The organism is Clostridium sp. (assembly GCF_050717545.1).
In the GTDB taxonomy this organism is placed as follows: domain Bacteria; phylum Bacillota; class Clostridia; order Clostridiales; family Clostridiaceae; genus Clostridium_AD.
Genome location: NZ_JBOITN010000034.1, coordinates 55,606 through 72,833, shown reverse-complemented (window position 1 = coordinate 72,833; position 17,228 = coordinate 55,606). Strand labels below are relative to the sequence as shown.

Here is a 17,228-nt window from a genome sequence, read left to right as displayed (position 1 = left end):
TTTAGGAGGGGAATAATGAGCGTATATAAAAAAATGGCGCCATACGTTTTAACAGCGGCAGCTTCGTTTTATCTTTTACCACTGATTGGCAAATCTACAGGAAGTTTCATTATTATTTTAGTGATCATATTACCATTAACTTGTTTTGTAACATCATGTGTATATGGTTTCAAAAATGGATGGAATATTATTTTTCCAATTATTATAGGTATCCTTTTTATTTTTGCAATTATTATCTATTTCAACAGTACGGCTTGGGTTTATAGTATGGGTTATTCAATGATATCGGCAGTGGGTGTTTTTATAGGTAAAACTATTCGTAAAAAGGAGAATCATGGATAAAATAATATTTAGAAAATTAGAAATAAAAGAATGTGAGAGAATAGGTGAGATCAACCCTTCACAATATATTGGTAGAGCCTGGAGAAAAGTTGCCGGGAAACGTATATTGGTTGATATTAATTTTCAAGATAATGATTGGCCTAATGGCTATAAATATCATTACAATCATTTGAAAAACACCCTTCTAAATGGTGGGGTGGCATTGGGTGATTTTGATGGTACCAACAAATTATTGGGATTTGCAACTGTGAATCGGAAGTTTTTTGGCACAAAGTATAACTACGTCATATTAGATCAGTTATTTATAACGTTAGAGTATAGAAATAAGGGATTGGGTAAGCAACTTTTTATGCTTTGTGTGTGATGGGCATTGAACTTCTAACGTCGCTACAAAAAGGATCAAAAAAATAAATGAGGAGAACATATATGATAATTTCTAGACCTTATGAAAATGAAGCGGATTTATACGTCATATCAGAGTTTTTAGACGCAACTTATGCACTGAGTAATGACCAAATTAATTGGAGTGCTGCAAGATGGCAATGTTATGCCTATTTTGTAAATCCCTTGCATTTAATGAGTGGAAATGACTATTGGTTAAAATCAATTCGAATTTGGGAAGATGATGGACACGTTGTAGGGGTTGTAAGGCCTAACCCCCGTAATGGATTGTTGGTGTGATAAGTTTGTTTATAAGCTTTGCAGTAACGTATGGAGTTCTAAGTTTATTTTATTTGATTAATATCGGAGGTATTGATACAACTTTAAATTCATATTCTGATATAATAAAATGGTTCTTTATGGATATGTTTCAGTACATTTGCATTTTCACTTTTATTATGCTTATTCAGTCGGTTATGGGAAATAGCATTGTGTCTAGCATCGTAGGTGGAATAATACTTTTGGTACCACTTTTTATAATAATGATATCAGAGAATTTATTTTATAGATACTATGGATTTATTGAATACATATCTGCGGTTTTTGATAAATTTTATAGATGGTTAAACATTTATAGCTATAATTCTCCTCATCAAAACTACATTAAAATAGCAACAGATCAAGGCTATAGTGGGGTACGGCAACCATTCATGAACGAATGGTTGCCGTACCCCTTAATGGGAACATGAACATTAAAACATCTTCATAAAAGTGAATATACTTTACGTAGATATTCATAATTGTTTTGTTGTGTTTTGCAAACGCAATTTTATAGGGTTTTTGTCCCTACGTAATCGTATACCTTTACATATAGCAGTTTGTTTTAGCATCAAACTATAGTTTATAAAAATGGTGTTTAATGGTATAATTTTTCTAGCGATTAAGTCGCAACGGTATAATTATTCGAAGTAAGGCTAATTTATATTTTATTTGGACAAATGAAAGCAAGATAGGATAGGAAATAACAGTTATATTTTAGTACAATTTGTACATGGAGGTGAGAAAAATGAATTTTATTCAAAGCTTGCAGAGGGCAATCGACTATATGGAAGAACATATATTAGAACCGATTACTTATGAAGATGTTGCAAAGAATGTCTACATGTCAAGCTATCATTTTCATAGGACATTTAGTTTAGTGACCGGTATTACAGCAAATGAGTATATTAGGAATAGAAGATTGTCCATGGCGGGTCAGGAACTCTCTATATCTGATGCAAAGGTAATTGATATTGCTCTAAAATATGGTTATGATTCGCCCGAAAGTTTTACAAAGGCATTTACCAGATTCCATGATATTACGCCGAATTTGGCAAGGCGTGCAGGTATGAAATTAAAATCTTTTAATCGCCTTCTCATTAAAATAAAATTGGAAGGTGGTACTGTTATGGACTACAGAATTGAAAAACGAGAAGCATTTAAATTATTGGCTAAGGTTGCAAAGTTTAGAAATGAATCAATTTCAGAAGAGGGAAATACTGAAATTCCAGACTTTTGGAAAGAATGTGGTAAGAATGGCACATTTGATGTTTTGAAACAAAACGCTAGTAAGCATTATATTTATGGAGCTTGTGCACCAATATCAAAAGAAAGCACACATTTTGATTATGGTATAGGTATGGAATATACCGGTGGTAGTGTACCGGAAGGATATACTATATGGGAGGTAACCCCTACATTATGGGCTGTATTTAAATGTATTGGTGAAACTGAGGATTGCATAGGAGAAATATGGGGTAAAATCTTTTCAGAGTTTCTTCCCGGTTCAGAATATAGCATACTTGATGATACTGATTTTGAATTGTACTCTCAAGAATCTAATGTAGATTGTTTTTGCGAAATATGGATTCCAGTTGAGAAGAAGAAATATGTATAATTGATATTATAAGTTATGAGTGTAGTTTAAACTTAATAGTTAGTACGTAATTTTGGTATTATTCAACATCAACCCAAAAGGCAGCAATGCCTTTTTTCTTTTTCTTAGATTGATGATAAACTCCTTTTCAATAGATATATTAGATTAGCCTATGCATTGATATTAGTTAGCTTAGGTTATTTTTAAATTGCTGTTGGTGTGATTCAGAGGTTAGTTCTTTTATCTTTCAATACTCTTTATCAATTTTAAAGTATTAAGGAATTATTATGGGAACTAAAAAAATAAGTATGAGATAATAAGGAGCTTAATAATTTAGCTTCTTTTTTATTTATGTATATTAAGTTACAAATTTAATTCTATGGATAGTTTTGTGGATTATTGTCAATAATTTAGTTAACGAAATAATAGAGAATCTAGGAGTGGTTTAATGCTTAGAAATATTGATTATGAGAAGATAATAGAGACTATTTGTTACGTTAAGGGTATAAAAAGGAATGAGACATTAAAAATATTAGGAGATAGAGAATATAAGTATGTTTTACTTTTATTATTGAAAAAGTATAAATGTAGTGATATTGAATATGTTCATAAGGATTTTCCGATTTCTAGTAAAAGAACAGTTAATTATGGGCTTAAAAAAGCAGAGGAAAGATTTTTCATTAATAAAGAATTTAGAGAAATGTATTTTGAAATAGAGGATATATTAGAAAAAACAAGTCGGATTTGAACCAGAAATTACACAATATATGAGTCAAAAAAAAAGAAAAAGAAAAAAAGACTGGTTAATGATAAAGAAGTGTGATAAAATATTAATATTGTTTTAAAAAATATTAATTTAAAAAAAACTATACCATTATATTTATAGGGTAGTTTCTATTATAAAATTTCATGGGGTGTTTGTCAAGCTATTTTTTAAAAAAGTGTAGACTTTTTATTAAGTTTCACATAATCATGTATTGTTAATACTTTAAAGGTTTAGAAATACTTAAAAGTTAAAAATATAAAATTACAATGGATAATAAAAACATAGGAGGAATAAGTATGAGTACTAAGTACATATTTGTAACAGGCGGGGTAGTTTCATCCCTAGGGAAAGGTATAACAGCAGCATCACTTGGGAGACTTTTAAAGAATAGGGGGCTTAAGGTTTCTATTCAAAAATTTGATCCATATTTAAATGTTGACCCAGGTACTATGAGTCCTTATCAACATGGAGAAGTTTTTGTTACTGATGACGGTGCAGAAACAGATTTAGACTTAGGACATTATGAAAGATTTGTTGATGAAAATTTAAGCAAGAGTAGTAATGTAACTACAGGAAAAGTATATTGGTCAGTTATATCAAAAGAGAGAAGAGGAGATTTTCTAGGAGGTACTGTACAAGTAATACCACATATAACTAATGAGATAAAAGAAAGAGTTTATAGAGTAGCTAAAGAAAAAGATGTAGATGTTGTTATAACTGAAATTGGTGGAACTATTGGAGACATAGAATCTTTACCTTTTTTAGAGGCTATAAGACAAGCAAAATATGAAGTAGGAGTAGGAAATGTTTGTTTTGTACATGTTACATTAATACCATATTTAAGAAAAGCTGGAGAACTTAAAACAAAACCTACTCAACATTCTGTAAAGGAACTAAGAAGCATAGGTATTCAACCAGACATCATAGTATGTAGATCTGAAAAGGAAATATCTGAAGATATGAAGGCTAAAATTGCTATGTTCTGTAATTTGGAAGCGGATTCTGTAATTCAAAATTTAGATGCTGAAAATTTATATGAAGTACCACTGATGCTTCACAAAGAAGGATTAGATACTCTAGTATGTAAAAAATTAAAACTAGAATGTCATGAAATAGATAATAGTGAATGGATAAATATGGTTGATAGATTAAAAAGTCTATCAGGAAATGTTAAAATAGCACTTGTAGGAAAATATGTGGAACTTCATGATGCATATATTTCTGTTGTTGAGGCATTAAGTCACGGAGGTCTTGCTAATGACTGTAATGTAGAAATAAAATGGGTAAATGCTTGTGATGTAACTTCTGAAAATGCAAGTGAAATATTAGGAGATGTAGATGGAATATTGGTTCCAGGTGGATTTGGAGATAGAGGAATAGAAGGTAAAATTGAGGCAACAAAATACGCTAGAGAAAATAAAGTGCCATTCTTTGGAATATGCCTTGGAATGCAGTGTGCCGTTATAGAGTATGCAAGAAATGTAGCAGGACTAAGTGAGGCAAATAGTTCGGAAATTGATTCTGATACTAAATACCCAGTAATAGATTTAATGCCAGATCAAAAGGATTTGGATGAAAAAGGTGGAACCATGAGACTGGGGTTATATGCATGCAAATTAACAAAAGATTCTAATGCTCAGAAGGCATACGCTGATCAAGTTATATATGAAAGACATAGACATAGATATGAATTTAACAATGAATATAGAAAGGCTGTAACTGATGTAGGACTTATACTTACAGGAACAAGTCCTGATGCGAAATTAGTTGAAATAGTTGAAATTAAAGATCATCCTTGGTTTGTGGGAGTTCAGTTTCATCCAGAACTTAAATCTAGACCCAATAATCCACATCCACTATTTATTGATTTTATTAAGGCTTCAATAGAACATAAATAGAATATAATAAATAATACTTGAATATATCCTATAGGGTAGACTAATTTAAAAGTCTAACCTATAGGATTTTTAATTTTTAGTAATATAACTTTCCTGAGATAATTTATGAAAAATAAAAATTATTACATTAATTATAAAATAAATACCTTATTAACAATAAAAAATTAGAAGGAATTTGATAAGATTTATAGAATTAAATAGTATAGATTATAATGAAATAATAGAGTGAATTATTAAAAAAATATAGAAATGAGTAAATCTTATTATGGAGGTGAAGTTATTGATATTCGATACTAATATTGCTATGGCTTTAAAAAATTCCAATGGCGAGTATAAGATTGAACAACTGACAATATTCGAAATAGAGAAAATGAAAACTAAATTTTCATCACTTATCATTAATGTGAATAAAGGTAATGACATATTAGTTGAGGTTAAGTGTCCTTTATGTAATGAGGATCATTTGTATCACTACAACATTAACGAACTTTTGAAAAGAAACATGGTTATAGGGGGCTGTGAGCAATTAGGTCTACCTATATTTTTAATTGGTAAAAATCAAAAAATTATTGAAAAAGTAAATGAATACAAACAAATTACAGAGAAAATTTGTGCTTTGATATAGGCAATGATAAGAAACTATAAAATATACACCCCTAAATTAGGGGGTCTCTAGGAAGGTTAGTTAGAATTTTAGATATAGTGGATTAAAATTATTAAATAGGATATAATTAGCACTATATATCATTTCTAAAAAAATTCATTGGATAGTTAAATCGTTTTTAAATTCCCATGATATTTATTAAATAGATATTATATAAATACCCTTCGGAGGTGCAGATTTTGATAAACAAAGGAATAGACAATATGACAGTAGTCGAGCTACGTGAACATTGTAAAGAACTCGGCATTAAAAATATTTCTAAATATAAAAAAAGTGAGTTAATTGAAGAAATTAGTAAAATAACGCCAGTTTCCATGCAAAAGGACGGTGTGACTCTAAGAGAAAAGATAAGCCCTAAAATTATTCCTGAAGTTGAGAATAATATGGTAGAAAAACCAGAAAAGTTAGAAAAGCCAGAAAAGCAAATCGATAGCAGTCCAATTCAAAGTTCACAATCTGTTGAAAATCAAGTGATTGATACAGGCTTTAAAAATCAAAATGATAATCAAGTAATTGACACAGGTTTTAAAAATCAAAATGAAAATAAAAAAGAAAAATTGCAAGAAATGATAAATGAATCAGGCTCTGCAAGAGGAGTTCTAGAAATAATAGAAAATAATAGCTATGGTTTTCTAAGAGGCAATAACTATTTATCGGGTTCTGATGATATTTATGTTTCACCATCCCAAATTAGAAGATTTAATTTGAAAACAGGTGATGAAGTAGAAGGTAAAGTTAGAATACCTAAAGAAGGAGAAAAGTTTAAGGCACTCTTGTATGTACAGGGAGTAAATGGAGAAAATCCTGATAGAGCTGTAGGTAGAAAACCTTTTGAAAAATTAACTCCTATTTATCCAACTCAAAGACTAAGACTAGAAACTACTTCAAGTGACTTATCTTCAAGAATTATGGATATTATTTCGCCAATTGGTAAAGGTCAAAGGGGTATAATTGTAGCACCACCAAAAGCAGGAAAAACAACACTTCTTAAAAAAATCGCTAATAGTATCTCTATAAATCACCCAGATATAAAATTAATTGTTGTTTTAATAGATGAGAGGCCAGAAGAAGTTACTGATATGCAAAGATCTATTAAAGGTGAAGTTATCTATTCAACTTTTGATGAAGAACCAGATCACCACACAAAAGTAGCTTACATGGTACTTGAAAGAGCTAAAAGAATGGTAGAACAAGGGCAAGATGTAGTTATATTATTAGATAGTCTAACAAGGCTTTCTAGAGCTTACAATCTAACAGTAACGCCATCGGGAAGAACTTTGTCTGGCGGACTTGATCCAGCTGCAATACTTATGCCAAAGAAATTTTTTGGTGCAGCTAGAAACATCGAAGAGGGTGGAAGTTTAACAATACTTGCTACGGCTTTAGTAGATACAGGAAGTAGAATGGATGACATGATTTTTGAAGAGTTTAAGGGAACCGGAAATATGGAAGTACATTTAGATAGAAAACTTCAAGAAAAAAGAATATTCCCAGCAGTAGATATCTATAAATCTGGAACAAGAAGAGAAGATTTATTACTTACTAAGATTGAAATGGATACTATATACAATTTAAGAAAGATAATGTATAGAGAAGGTAATTCCATAGGTGTAACAGAGAAACTCTTAAATCTAATAGCACAAACTAAAAATAATAATGAATTTTTACAAATGATAAATAAGAATTTTGATATTTTGGCAAAATAATATAGAAATAAAAAAATGGAAAAGATAATTAAATCTTTTCCATTAATATATTATTTTATATCTTCACTTTTTATGTTAAATTTCTTCATGAATCTATCAACTCTTCCACCAGCATCAATGTTCTTTTGCTTACCAGTATAGAATGGATGGCAATTAGAACATACGTCTACTTTAAGTTCTTGTTTAGTAGATCCTGTAATAAAAGTGTTTCCACATGCGCATTTAACAACTGTATCTTTATGGTATTCTGGATGTATTCCTTCTTGCATATTTTTCACCTCTTTCTAAAATAAATATGTATCCGTATTGTCAACTATTCAATTTTATCATATAATTAATAATGAAGTCAATAAGAATAAAAATATTTTTTACTTTAATTTACTGTGTAAATTTGATAATATGTATACAGACAAGTTTTTATTTAGATGTGAATTAACAAAATGGAGGTTTAACATGTACGGACCTAAAGATCATGGTTGGGTGGAAGTTATTATAGGGCCCATGTATAGTGGGAAGTCTGAGGAACTTATAAGAAGAATAAGAAGAATAAAAATTGCAAAACAAAAAGTACAGGTTTTTAAACCTGAGATTGATAATAGATACAGCAAGGTAGATGTGGTGTCTCACTGTGGAACTAAGGTAGACGCAGTTCCAGTTAAAGATAGTACTGAGATATTAGCTCTTATAAATGAGGATACGCAAGTTGTTGCTATAGATGAGGTTCAGTTTTTTGACAAAGGTATAATAGAAGTAATTACAAGACTTGCTGATAATAATAAAAGGGTTATATGCGCGGGACTAGATATGGATTTTAGGGGTGTTCCTTTTGGACCAATACCGGCACTTCTTGCAGTTGCGGAATTTGTTGATAAAATCCAGGCTATTTGCGTGGTATGTGGTAATCCTGCTACTAGAACTCAACGTTTAATTAATGGAAAACCAGCTAAATATGGGGATCCTATTGTATTGATAGGGGCTAAAGATTCATATGAGGCAAGATGTAGAAAGTGTCACATTGTTCCTAGGGAAGGGGTGTAGCTATGGCTAGAAAGGTAAATGTCGGAGGTCAAGCAGTGATTGAAGGGGTTATGATGAGGGGTAGCACAGGAATCGCTACTGCTGTGAGAAATACTCAAGGTGAAATTGTAGTAGAGAAAAAAAACTATATTTCATACACTAAAAAGAATAAAATTTTAGGGCTACCTATAATAAGAGGATTTGTTTCTTTAATTGAATCTTTAATTATAGGAGTGAAAACATTGAATTATTCTGCTTCTTTCTTTGAAGAGGAAGGGGAACCTTCTAAAGTAGATAAGTGGCTAGAAAAAATATTCAAAGATAAAAGCAATGATGTAATTATGGGTATGTCACTTGTATTTTCGCTTATTATATCTGTTGGATTATTTTTTATTTTGCCAACGCTTGTGGCTAGTATTTTTAGTAAAATAGGAGCTAGCGCAATGGGTCTTAATATTGTAGAAGGAATAATTAGAGTTTTAATATTTTTAATATATGTGTATCTTATAGGAAAAATGGAAGATATTAAGAGGGTGTATGAATATCACGGAGCAGAACATAAAACTATATTTTGTTATGAAAATGATGTTGATTTAACTCCAGAAAATGCAGCTAAATTTGGGAGATTACATCCAAGGTGTGGTACAAACTTCCTGTTTTTAGTTATGATAGTTAGCATAATAGTTTTTTCTTTAACTGGTTGGAATTCAATATGGGAAAGAATAATGTATAGAATAATACTTCTTCCTTTAATTTCGGGCGTTAGTTTTGAAATTATTAAGTGGATGGGAAAAAGCGATGGAAGATTAGCTAAAATCTTCTCTTATCCAGGCCTTAAATTGCAGAAACTAACTACAAGGGAACCTGATTTATCTCAACTAGAGGTTGCAATAAAGGCACTTAAGGTAGCTGAGGGTATTGCAGATTAACTAGCTATTAACCTTGGGGTGATTATGAAAGAGGTGGAAAAGAATGAATATAGGAGAAATACTTTTAAAATCATACCAAATTCTAAAAAATGTTAAAATTGAAAGCTATTTGTTGGATTCACAACTTTTACTTGGCAAGGTTATAAATAAGGATAAATTGTTCATAATGATTAATAGAGATTTTAATCTTAATGAGCAAGATGAAAATGAATTTTTACGATTAGTTGAGCTTAGAAAAAATAAAATGCCTATAAAATATATTTTAGGTGTGTGTGAATTTATGGGAATGGATTTTATTGTAGGGCCAGGAGTTTTAGTGCCAAGACCTGATACAGAAATTTTGGTTGAAGAGGTAATTAAAGTAATAGCGCAAAAAGGTTATACTAAAATTTGTGATGTATGCACGGGAAGTGGAGCTATAGGTATATCAATTGCACAAAGTGTTAAAAATACAATTGTAATGATGTACGAAATATCAAGCGTGGCAATAGAAGTAGCGAATATTAACATAAAAAGGTTCGATTTATCTAATAGGGTTAAAGCCAGGCGAAGTGATTTGCTTAAAGGACCAATAGATAAAAATATGAAATTTGATGTAATAGTTTCTAATCCGCCCTATATTAGAAAATCGGTTATACCAACTTTAATGGATGATGTAAAGAATTATGAACCGATTATAGCTCTTGATGGTGGCGAAGATGGTTTAGATTTTTACAGAAGGATTACCCTGGAAAGTTTGCAGGTTTTAGAAAAAGGTGGGCTTCTAGCTTTTGAGATAGGATATGATCAAAAAGACGAAGTCACTGATATCCTTTTAGAAGCTGGATTCAAACAGATAGAATGTATTAAAGATCTATCGGGAAATGATAGGGTTATAAAAGCTATATTAGGGTAATAAGATAGAGTAACAATTAGTAGGATACAGATTGTATTTCATATCCAATTATGATATAATTATTAGTATGAAAATATATATACGGAGTGATAAAAATGTTAGATAGGCTTGATTTTACTGAAAATAAATATGATGAACTTACTATAAAAATTAGCGATCCTTTGGTTATTGCTAACCAAAATGAATGGCAAAAGTTATGTAAAGAACATGCAGCGCTTGAAATAATTGTTACAAAATATAGAATATACAAAAAAGCTAAAGAAGATTTAGAAACAAATAAAGAAATGCTCAGAGAAGAAACTGATAGAGAAATGAAAGAAATGATTCAAGAGGAAATTAAAGATTTAATTGAAGTTAAAGAAACTATGCAGGAAGAATTGAGAATTTTACTTTTGCCTAAGGACCCAAATGATGAGAGAAATGTATTTGTCGAAATTAGAGCAGGAGCAGGTGGAGATGAAGCGGCACTATTTGCGGCAAATCTCTTTAGAATGTATACAAGATATGCAGAACGTAATAGATGGAAAGTTGAAGTAATGAGTGCAAATGAAACTGATATTGGTGGGTTTAAAGAAATAGTATTCATGATAAAAGGAGAATCCACATATAGTAAATTTAAATATGAAAGTGGAGTTCATAGAGTTCAAAGAGTTCCTGACACAGAATCAAGCGGAAGAATTCATACGTCTACAGCTACTGTAGCAGTGCTTCCAGAAGTTGATGATGTTGATATTGAAGTTAATGCAAATGATTTGAAAATTGATGTATTTAGAGCATCTGGTAATGGAGGACAATGCGTTAATACAACAGATTCTGCAGTGAGAATGACGCATCTTCCTACAGGACTTGTAGTTTCTTGCCAAGATGAGAAATCTCAGTTAAAGAATAAAGAAAAAGCTCTGAAGATATTAAAATCTAGATTGTTTGATAGAGCCGAGGCTGAAAGATCCGCAGGAATAGCTGAAAATAGAAGGAGTCAAGTAGGCACTGGAGATAGAAGTGAGCGAATAAGAACTTATAACTATCCTCAAGGAAGAGTAACAGATCATAGAGTAGGGTTAACAATTCATAGATTAGATTCTTTTCTTGATGGAGATATAGATGAGATGATGAATACACTTATAACTGCTGATCAAGCAGAAAAGATGAAAGCTATGGGTGAAAATAACAACTAATAAGTAGCTTTTCCACAGGAAATAATTAATCTTGTAAAAATATTATTAGTATAAGTGAAGGGTGAAATTATGAATATAAATAAAGCCATCAGAAAGCAAAAAAAAACTTATAAACGGTTTATGCTATCTATGTGCTTTATTTTTGTTGTATTACCGATTATATTGATGGTATCAAGGACTATAAATATATTTTTTATAATCTATTTAATTTGTATAGAAATGATGATTTCTTTTGTTTTACTTGTTAGGATTAACGAAGAATATATTGATTTTAAAGTTGAAGGGTATAAAATTAGTATATGGTGTGGAATAATAAAAGTTAAATTTATTGTTATATGTAAAAAGGTTGCTTTAGTCCATGCACAGGGACAAGGTAAGGATTCAAGAATAATCATAATAACAAAATCAAGATTTAGGAATAAAAAAATTTATCCCATAGATATAAATTTCTCAATGAAGTACCCGTATGCAGATCAAATGTATAGGGAAATAAAAATTTCAATGCCAGAAGAAAATTTTTTTTATTTTTTAATTAATAAGGGTGGATTTAAAAAATATATTTTACTAGATGAATTATATAAAAGTTGCGAGCAAGCATTATTTTCTGATGATGCTATAGAAAAAATTAAAGAATATAGGGATAAGGTTATAAATTCGCCCCACTATAAATAGAATTATTATAATTCTATTTATAGTGGGGGTATAAAGTTGCAAAATAGTATTGTTATAATTATCATATTCTCTGGCGTAATGGCTTTGATTGGTACTATGATCGGGGCATTGTTAGGAGTTGTTATTAATAGACCATCTAAAAAATTTTTAGGTAATATTTTAGGATTTGCATCAGGACTCATGCTCTCTATTGTAGTTTTTGAACTTATTCCAGATGCTATAAAAAAAATGGGTATTTTTGAAACATTATTGTTTTTAATCCTAGGGATCATTATTGTTGTAATAATAGATAGAGTGAGTAATTTAAGTAGTAATTTAAACTCTCAATATGCAAAAGTTGCGTTCATGGTTGCTGTGGGAATGATGATACATAATTTTCCAGAAGGACTCATAATGGGATTTGGTTTTGTTAATGGAGATAGCTTAGGGCTCAAAATGAGTTTAATAATTGCAATACATGATGTTCCGGAAGGAATAGCTGTAGCAGCTCCAATGATGCTTTCGGGAATAAAAGGTAGGAAGATATTATTTTATGCTTTTTTAACAGCGCTTCCTACTGCAATTGGTGCTTGGCTCGGAATTTATATTGGAAGTATATCTATGGAAATATTGGGAGGTGCTTTAGCTTTTGCATCTGGAGTTATGCTATATGTGGTTTATGGGGAGATGATTCCGCAGTCTAGAAAACTTTGGCCAGGAACAACAAGCACTTTGGGCATACTTTTAGGGATGATAGTAGGCTTATTTATGACGAATATGATTTAATGGCACTTAAAGTGCTAAATTAAGAGGTGTAAGGGTGAATACTAAAATTGTAATGTTAGACGAAAATAATATAAAACAAAATATAATTAACGAGGCCGGAGTTGTTATAAGCGAAGGTGGATTAGTTGTTTTTCCTACGGAAACAGTTTATGGTCTTGGGGCAAATGCATTAGACGAGGTAGCTGTAGGAAATATTTTTAAAGCGAAAGGAAGGCCTCAGGACAATCCTCTTATTGTGCATGTATCTGATTTTAAAATAGATCATTTAGTAATGGAAGTACCAAACAGTGCTAAGAAAATAATGAATAGATATTGGCCTGGTCCAATAACACTTATTTTTAAGAAGTCTGATCTTATTCCAAGTGTTACAAGTGCAGGACTTGATACTGTGGGGATAAGGATGCCATCAAACATAATTGCAAGAAAACTTATTGAAGCAGCAGAAACACCCATTGCAGCGCCATCAGCTAATATATCAGGCAGACCTAGTCCTACTGATGTGGAAAGTTGTATTGAGGACTTAGATGGAAAGATAGACTATATTTTAGGCGGCGATAAAAGTGAGGTAGGTCTTGAGTCAACAATAGTTGATTGTACTTGTACTCCACTTTGTATATTAAGGCCTGGAGCTATAACCATTGAAATGTTAAGGGAAATAGATGATAAAATATATATTGATAAAAATATAATGTCAAAACCAAATAATGATTTTAAGCCTAAAGCACCTGGCATGAAATATAGGCATTATGCACCAAAATCACCAGTAAAAATTATATGTGGAGATTTAGAAAAAACTATTGCAAAAATCAATGAAATAGTGCAAACTAATATAGGCAACAAGAAAATAGGGATTATAGCAACAGATGAAACGAAGGATAAATATCCAAATGGCACGGTTGTGTCTTTGGGAAGTAGAAAACATCTAGATAGTATTGGCAGGAATCTTTTTGAAGTATTAAGAAGTTTCGATGATATAGATGTAGATTTGATACTGTCAGAAGCATTTGAAGAAAAGGGAATAGGTCTCGCTATAATGAATAGGCTTAAGAAATCTGCAGGTTTTGATATAATTTACGTTTAGGCTAAATAAATTGTAAGTTATATTTATTCTAGAGGAATACAAGGAGGATGACAATGGATATATTATATGTTTATAATAAAAAAGCCAGAGAAAGCTATGGGATACAAGCTATTTTTAATAAAATATGTGGTATAAACAACGTATCCCCCGATGTTAGAATTAATTTAGCTCATTTAAAAAAAAATAATATATTAAAGAATAATGCATTCTTATTATTGGATAAAATAAGGAAGATAGTGGTGTTTAAATAGTTTATTTAAATGTCGATATCTTCTTTTTTTGTAATAAAATATATTATAGCACAGAATATTTTATCGGAGGTGTTTTATAATGAAGATAGCATTAGGTAGTGACCATGGTGGGTTCGGCTTAAAAAAAGAAATAATTACGTATTTGGAGAGTAAAAAGATTGAGGTAAAAGATTTTGGTACTTATACGCAGGAATCTTGTGATTATCCAGATTATGCACTAAAAGTTGCAGAGGAAGTAGCCGCCGGAAACTTTGAATTTGGTATAATAGTATGTGGTACAGGTATAGGAGTAAGCATTGTTGCAAATAAGGTGCCAGCGATAAGAGCTGCGTTATGCAGTGATACTTTTAGTGCTCATGCAACGCGTCAACATAATAATGCTAATATACTTACTCTTGGCGCTAGAGTTGTAGGCGTTGGGTTAGCTCTTGATATAGTAGAGGTATTTATTTCTGCTAAATTCGAGGGAGATAGGCACCAAAAAAGAATTGATAAAATTACTAAAATAGAAGAAAGATATACTAAATAAACATTAAAAAAATGGAGGAATTACATATGAGTAAAGTTACACAAATTACACACCCACTTATACAACACAAATTAGCGTACATAAGAGACAAAAACACAGGTTCAAAGCATTTTAGAGAGTTAGTTGAAGAGGTTGCAATGCTTATGGCTTATGAAGTTACACGTAATGTGCAATTAGAAGAAATAGAAATTGAAACTCCTGTGTGTACTACTAAATGCAAAGTTTTGGCTGGAAAGAAAATGGCTATAGTACCAATACTAAGAGCGGGACTAGGAATGGTTGACGGTGTTCTTAACCTTATACCAGCGGCTAAGGTTGGACATATAGGAATGTATAGAGATGAAGAAACATTACAACCAGTTGAATATTTCTGTAAACTACCACAGGATATAAATGAACGGGATGTAATTATTACAGACCCTATGCTTGCTACAGGAGGTTCTGCAATAGATGCAATTACAGCTCTTAAGAAAAGAGGAGCAAAAAATATAAAAATTATGTGTCTTATAGCTGCGCCTGAAGGAATTAAAAATGTTCAAGAGACGCATTCAGACGTGGATATATATGTAGCTTCAATTGATGAAAAATTAAATGAAAAAGGCTATATTGTTCCGGGTCTTGGTGATGCTGGAGACAGGTTATATGGAACTAAATAGTAAAATCGCTCCAGAAAATAAGAAATAAAAAACAACCTACAGATAATAATCTGTAGGTTGTTTTTATGATTTATTAGATTTTATTCAAAATATCTATCTAATAATCCCTTAAATGCACGACCATGACGAGCTTCATCTTTACACATTTCATGTACTGTATCATGAATTGCATCATAGTTAAGTTTTTTAGCTAATGTAGCTAAATCTTTTTTACCCTGGCAAGCTCCGTGTTCAGCATCAACTCTCATTTGAAGATTTTTCTTAGTGTCATCTGTTACTACTTCTCCAAGCATTTCAGCAAATTTTGAAGCATGATCAGCTTCTTCAAATGCTATTCTCTTATAAGCTTCTGCAACTTCAGGGAATCCTTCTCTATCAGCTTGACGGCTCATTGCTAAATACATACCGACTTCGGTACATTCTCCAACAAAATTAGCTCTTAAACCTTCTATTACTGATGCATCTACATCTTTAGCAACTCCAACCTTATGTTCATCTGCCCACGTCATGTCATTTTCATCTTTCTCTATAAATTTATCACTTTTTGCTCCGCATACTGGACATACATCAGGTGCAGAATCTCCTTCGTGGATATATCCACATACTGTACAAACAAATTTCTTCATATATATTTCCCCCTCGTATTCTTTGGACGAAGTAACAATTTTAAATTGTCCCTCTTTTATATTAAATACCATAATTTACTAAGCTAATAGAAAATTTGTATTTAACTTTCTAAAACAACTATACATCAACGGATAACTATTATCAAGTAAAATTAAGTATTTTTTAGAAAAAGATTTCGAGGACATTCGACAATGTAGTTAAACTAATATTTCTTCAATTTTATCTAAATCTTTTATTTGAACTAAGTTTTTATTGAAATCTATTAATCCGTCATTTTTCATATTAACAAACTCCCTTGAGAGAGAGGGTCTTTGTACTCCTAAATGCTCTGCAAGATTTTTTCTGGACATGGGGAGTACAAGGTCTAGGTTTTTCTGAAATTCATATTGAGAAAGTAAGTAGTTAGATATTTTTTGTCTTAGGGTTTCAAAAGACAGTTCTTTAATTTTTTTATTTAATAACAATATTTTGCCCGATAACAATTGCATGAAATTATTTAAGACTATGGGATGGGAACTACACATAGATATAACATCTTTTTTTGAAATATAAAGTATGATTGAACCTTTATAAGACACAATGGTAGCAGGATATATATTCGTATTTGAAAAAGCGATTGCTTCACCAAAAATTTTTCCCTTATTTAATTTTGAAAGTGTAACAATTTTCCCGCTTGCGTAATGTTTTTGAACCTCGAGTTCACCTTGAATTACGATGCCTAAAGAGTCGCAGAGGTCACCCTCGAAGGCCACTATACAGGTAGTACATTCGGTGCAGTTTTTGCAGTTATCTGATATTGTATAGTTTATGTTTTGAATTAAATTTTTAAGCTCAAGTGAAGTTAAACCATTAAATAAAATACAACTTTTTAAACAATTTACTAGTTTGTCCATAAAATCACCTTCAAAATTTGAATTTGGTAACGCATGTTACATACCATTACATATAATTTTAATATA

At 31.0% G+C, this 17,228-nt stretch carries 22 protein-coding genes; 19 read left to right on the top strand and 3 right to left on the bottom strand.

The features are described from left to right. The first annotated feature begins 15 nt into the window (after nucleotides 1–15). From ACREVX_RS11185 to rho, 9 genes are all read left to right on the top strand, one after another. Entirely contained in the window at nucleotides 16–342 is a 327-nt protein-coding gene (locus tag ACREVX_RS11185) for a DUF2651 family protein (protein ID WP_431544264.1), read from the top strand. Further along, on the top strand, nucleotides 335–706 hold the full coding sequence (locus tag ACREVX_RS11180) for a GNAT family N-acetyltransferase (RefSeq protein WP_431544263.1): 372 nt from the start codon (nucleotides 335–337) through the stop codon (nucleotides 704–706). Before ACREVX_RS11185 ends, ACREVX_RS11180 begins: the two co-directional genes overlap by 8 nt. A 62-nt stretch (nucleotides 707–768) precedes the next feature. Continuing rightward, nucleotides 769–1,023, top strand: a complete 255-nt coding sequence (locus ACREVX_RS11175; RefSeq protein WP_431544262.1) for a hypothetical protein — start codon at nucleotides 769–771, stop codon at nucleotides 1,021–1,023. A gap of 5 nt (nucleotides 1,024–1,028) precedes the next feature. Beyond that, the gene (locus ACREVX_RS11170; protein WP_431544261.1) at nucleotides 1,029–1,472 is read left to right on the top strand and encodes a hypothetical protein; all 444 of its coding nucleotides are present in this window, start codon (nucleotides 1,029–1,031) and stop codon (nucleotides 1,470–1,472) included. A 317-nt stretch (nucleotides 1,473–1,789) separates the two neighbouring features. Further along, nucleotides 1,790–2,659 carry an AraC family transcriptional regulator gene (locus ACREVX_RS11165; RefSeq protein ID WP_431544260.1) on the top strand — a complete coding sequence of 290 codons (870 nt, stop codon included), beginning with the start codon at nucleotides 1,790–1,792 and terminating at the stop codon, nucleotides 2,657–2,659. Nucleotides 2,660–3,086: 427 nt separating this feature from the next. After that, the gene (locus ACREVX_RS11160; RefSeq protein WP_431544259.1) at nucleotides 3,087–3,386 is read left to right on the top strand and encodes a ribose-5-phosphate isomerase; all 300 of its coding nucleotides are present in this window, start codon (nucleotides 3,087–3,089) and stop codon (nucleotides 3,384–3,386) included. Nucleotides 3,387–3,700: 314 nt separating this feature from the next. Further along, nucleotides 3,701–5,302, top strand: coding sequence for a CTP synthase (pyrG, locus tag ACREVX_RS11155; protein WP_431544258.1), 1,602 nt, complete (start codon nucleotides 3,701–3,703; stop codon nucleotides 5,300–5,302). A gap of 280 nt (nucleotides 5,303–5,582) precedes the next feature. After that, nucleotides 5,583–5,927 carry a hypothetical protein gene (locus ACREVX_RS11150; protein WP_431544257.1) on the top strand — a complete coding sequence of 115 codons (345 nt, stop codon included), beginning with the start codon at nucleotides 5,583–5,585 and terminating at the stop codon, nucleotides 5,925–5,927. Between the two features lie 218 nt (nucleotides 5,928–6,145). Beyond that, nucleotides 6,146–7,672 carry a transcription termination factor Rho gene (gene rho, locus ACREVX_RS11145; RefSeq protein ID WP_431544256.1) on the top strand — a complete coding sequence of 509 codons (1,527 nt, stop codon included), beginning with the start codon at nucleotides 6,146–6,148 and terminating at the stop codon, nucleotides 7,670–7,672. 50 nt (nucleotides 7,673–7,722) lie between these two features. Here rho and rpmE read toward each other — a convergent pair whose 3' ends face one another. Further along, nucleotides 7,723–7,941 carry a 50S ribosomal protein L31 gene (gene rpmE / locus ACREVX_RS11140; protein WP_431544255.1) on the bottom strand — a complete coding sequence of 73 codons (219 nt, stop codon included), beginning with the start codon at nucleotides 7,939–7,941 and terminating at the stop codon, nucleotides 7,723–7,725. A 184-nt stretch (nucleotides 7,942–8,125) separates the two neighbouring features. Here rpmE and ACREVX_RS11135 point away from each other — a divergent pair, with 184 nt between their 5' ends. The 10 genes from ACREVX_RS11135 (at nucleotide 8,126) to upp (ending at nucleotide 15,642) form a co-directional block, all read left to right on the top strand. Next, nucleotides 8,126–8,710, top strand: a complete 585-nt coding sequence (locus ACREVX_RS11135) for a thymidine kinase (protein WP_431544254.1) — start codon at nucleotides 8,126–8,128, stop codon at nucleotides 8,708–8,710. A 2-nt stretch (nucleotides 8,711–8,712) separates the two neighbouring features. After that, nucleotides 8,713–9,618 (top strand): DUF1385 domain-containing protein, encoded by a 906-nt coding sequence (locus ACREVX_RS11130; RefSeq protein WP_431544253.1) that lies wholly within the window; start codon nucleotides 8,713–8,715, stop codon nucleotides 9,616–9,618. Nucleotides 9,619–9,661: 43 nt separating this feature from the next. Further along, complete coding sequence (gene prmC, locus ACREVX_RS11125; protein WP_431544252.1) at nucleotides 9,662–10,513, top strand: peptide chain release factor N(5)-glutamine methyltransferase; 852 nt, start codon at nucleotides 9,662–9,664, stop codon at nucleotides 10,511–10,513. A gap of 95 nt (nucleotides 10,514–10,608) precedes the next feature. Further along, entirely contained in the window at nucleotides 10,609–11,688 is a 1,080-nt protein-coding gene (gene prfA, locus ACREVX_RS11120; RefSeq protein ID WP_431544251.1) for a peptide chain release factor 1, read from the top strand. A 69-nt stretch (nucleotides 11,689–11,757) separates the two neighbouring features. Beyond that, nucleotides 11,758–12,360 carry a hypothetical protein gene (locus ACREVX_RS11115; RefSeq protein WP_431544250.1) on the top strand — a complete coding sequence of 201 codons (603 nt, stop codon included), beginning with the start codon at nucleotides 11,758–11,760 and terminating at the stop codon, nucleotides 12,358–12,360. A gap of 36 nt (nucleotides 12,361–12,396) precedes the next feature. Continuing rightward, the gene (locus ACREVX_RS11110) at nucleotides 12,397–13,125 is read left to right on the top strand and encodes a ZIP family metal transporter (RefSeq protein ID WP_431544249.1); all 729 of its coding nucleotides are present in this window, start codon (nucleotides 12,397–12,399) and stop codon (nucleotides 13,123–13,125) included. 34 nt (nucleotides 13,126–13,159) lie between these two features. Beyond that, nucleotides 13,160–14,206, top strand: a complete 1,047-nt coding sequence (locus ACREVX_RS11105; RefSeq protein WP_431544248.1) for an L-threonylcarbamoyladenylate synthase — start codon at nucleotides 13,160–13,162, stop codon at nucleotides 14,204–14,206. Between the two features lie 53 nt (nucleotides 14,207–14,259). Further along, complete coding sequence (locus ACREVX_RS11100) at nucleotides 14,260–14,457, top strand: hypothetical protein (protein ID WP_431544247.1); 198 nt, start codon at nucleotides 14,260–14,262, stop codon at nucleotides 14,455–14,457. A 79-nt stretch (nucleotides 14,458–14,536) separates the two neighbouring features. After that, nucleotides 14,537–14,986: a ribose 5-phosphate isomerase B gene (rpiB, locus tag ACREVX_RS11095; RefSeq protein ID WP_431544246.1), complete on the top strand. Its 450-nt coding sequence runs from the start codon at nucleotides 14,537–14,539 to the stop codon at nucleotides 14,984–14,986. 26 nt (nucleotides 14,987–15,012) lie between these two features. Further along, nucleotides 15,013–15,642, top strand: a complete 630-nt coding sequence (gene upp / locus ACREVX_RS11090; RefSeq protein WP_431544245.1) for a uracil phosphoribosyltransferase — start codon at nucleotides 15,013–15,015, stop codon at nucleotides 15,640–15,642. A gap of 80 nt (nucleotides 15,643–15,722) precedes the next feature. Here upp and ACREVX_RS11085 read toward each other — a convergent pair whose 3' ends face one another. Both ACREVX_RS11085 and ACREVX_RS11080 read right to left on the bottom strand, forming a co-directional pair. Beyond that, nucleotides 15,723–16,268 (bottom strand): NADH peroxidase, encoded by a 546-nt coding sequence (locus tag ACREVX_RS11085; protein WP_431544244.1) that lies wholly within the window; start codon nucleotides 16,266–16,268, stop codon nucleotides 15,723–15,725. Between the two features lie 198 nt (nucleotides 16,269–16,466). After that, nucleotides 16,467–17,162: a Crp/Fnr family transcriptional regulator gene (locus ACREVX_RS11080; protein ID WP_431544243.1), complete on the bottom strand. Its 696-nt coding sequence runs from the start codon at nucleotides 17,160–17,162 to the stop codon at nucleotides 16,467–16,469. Between the last annotated feature and the right edge of the window lie 66 nt (nucleotides 17,163–17,228).

Bases quoted from the DNA above. Each gene is read 5' to 3' on its own strand.
- ACREVX_RS11085 (WP_431544244.1), bottom strand. From the start codon at position 16,268: ATGAAGAAATTTGTTTGTACAGTATGTGGATATATCCACGAAGGAGAT.
- ACREVX_RS11135 (WP_431544254.1), top strand. From the start codon at position 8,126: ATGTACGGACCTAAAGATCATGGTTGGGTGGAAGTTATTATAGGGCCC.
- ACREVX_RS11185 (WP_431544264.1), top strand. From the start codon at position 16: ATGAGCGTATATAAAAAAATGGCGCCATACGTTTTAACAGCGGCAGCT.
- ACREVX_RS11080 (WP_431544243.1), bottom strand. From the start codon at position 17,162: ATGGACAAACTAGTAAATTGTTTAAAAAGTTGTATTTTATTTAATGGT.
- rpiB (WP_431544246.1), top strand. From the start codon at position 14,537: ATGAAGATAGCATTAGGTAGTGACCATGGTGGGTTCGGCTTAAAAAAA.
- ACREVX_RS11180 (WP_431544263.1), top strand. From the start codon at position 335: ATGGATAAAATAATATTTAGAAAATTAGAAATAAAAGAATGTGAGAGA.
- rpmE (WP_431544255.1), bottom strand. From the start codon at position 7,941: ATGCAAGAAGGAATACATCCAGAATACCATAAAGATACAGTTGTTAAA.
- prmC (WP_431544252.1), top strand. From the start codon at position 9,662: ATGAATATAGGAGAAATACTTTTAAAATCATACCAAATTCTAAAAAAT.
- prfA (WP_431544251.1), top strand. From the start codon at position 10,609: ATGTTAGATAGGCTTGATTTTACTGAAAATAAATATGATGAACTTACT.
- upp (WP_431544245.1), top strand. From the start codon at position 15,013: ATGAGTAAAGTTACACAAATTACACACCCACTTATACAACACAAATTA.
- pyrG (WP_431544258.1), top strand. From the start codon at position 3,701: ATGAGTACTAAGTACATATTTGTAACAGGCGGGGTAGTTTCATCCCTA.
- ACREVX_RS11165 (WP_431544260.1), top strand. From the start codon at position 1,790: ATGAATTTTATTCAAAGCTTGCAGAGGGCAATCGACTATATGGAAGAA.
- ACREVX_RS11175 (WP_431544262.1), top strand. From the start codon at position 769: ATGATAATTTCTAGACCTTATGAAAATGAAGCGGATTTATACGTCATA.
- ACREVX_RS11100 (WP_431544247.1), top strand. From the start codon at position 14,260: ATGGATATATTATATGTTTATAATAAAAAAGCCAGAGAAAGCTATGGG.
- ACREVX_RS11160 (WP_431544259.1), top strand. From the start codon at position 3,087: ATGCTTAGAAATATTGATTATGAGAAGATAATAGAGACTATTTGTTAC.
- ACREVX_RS11130 (WP_431544253.1), top strand. From the start codon at position 8,713: ATGGCTAGAAAGGTAAATGTCGGAGGTCAAGCAGTGATTGAAGGGGTT.
- ACREVX_RS11115 (WP_431544250.1), top strand. From the start codon at position 11,758: ATGAATATAAATAAAGCCATCAGAAAGCAAAAAAAAACTTATAAACGG.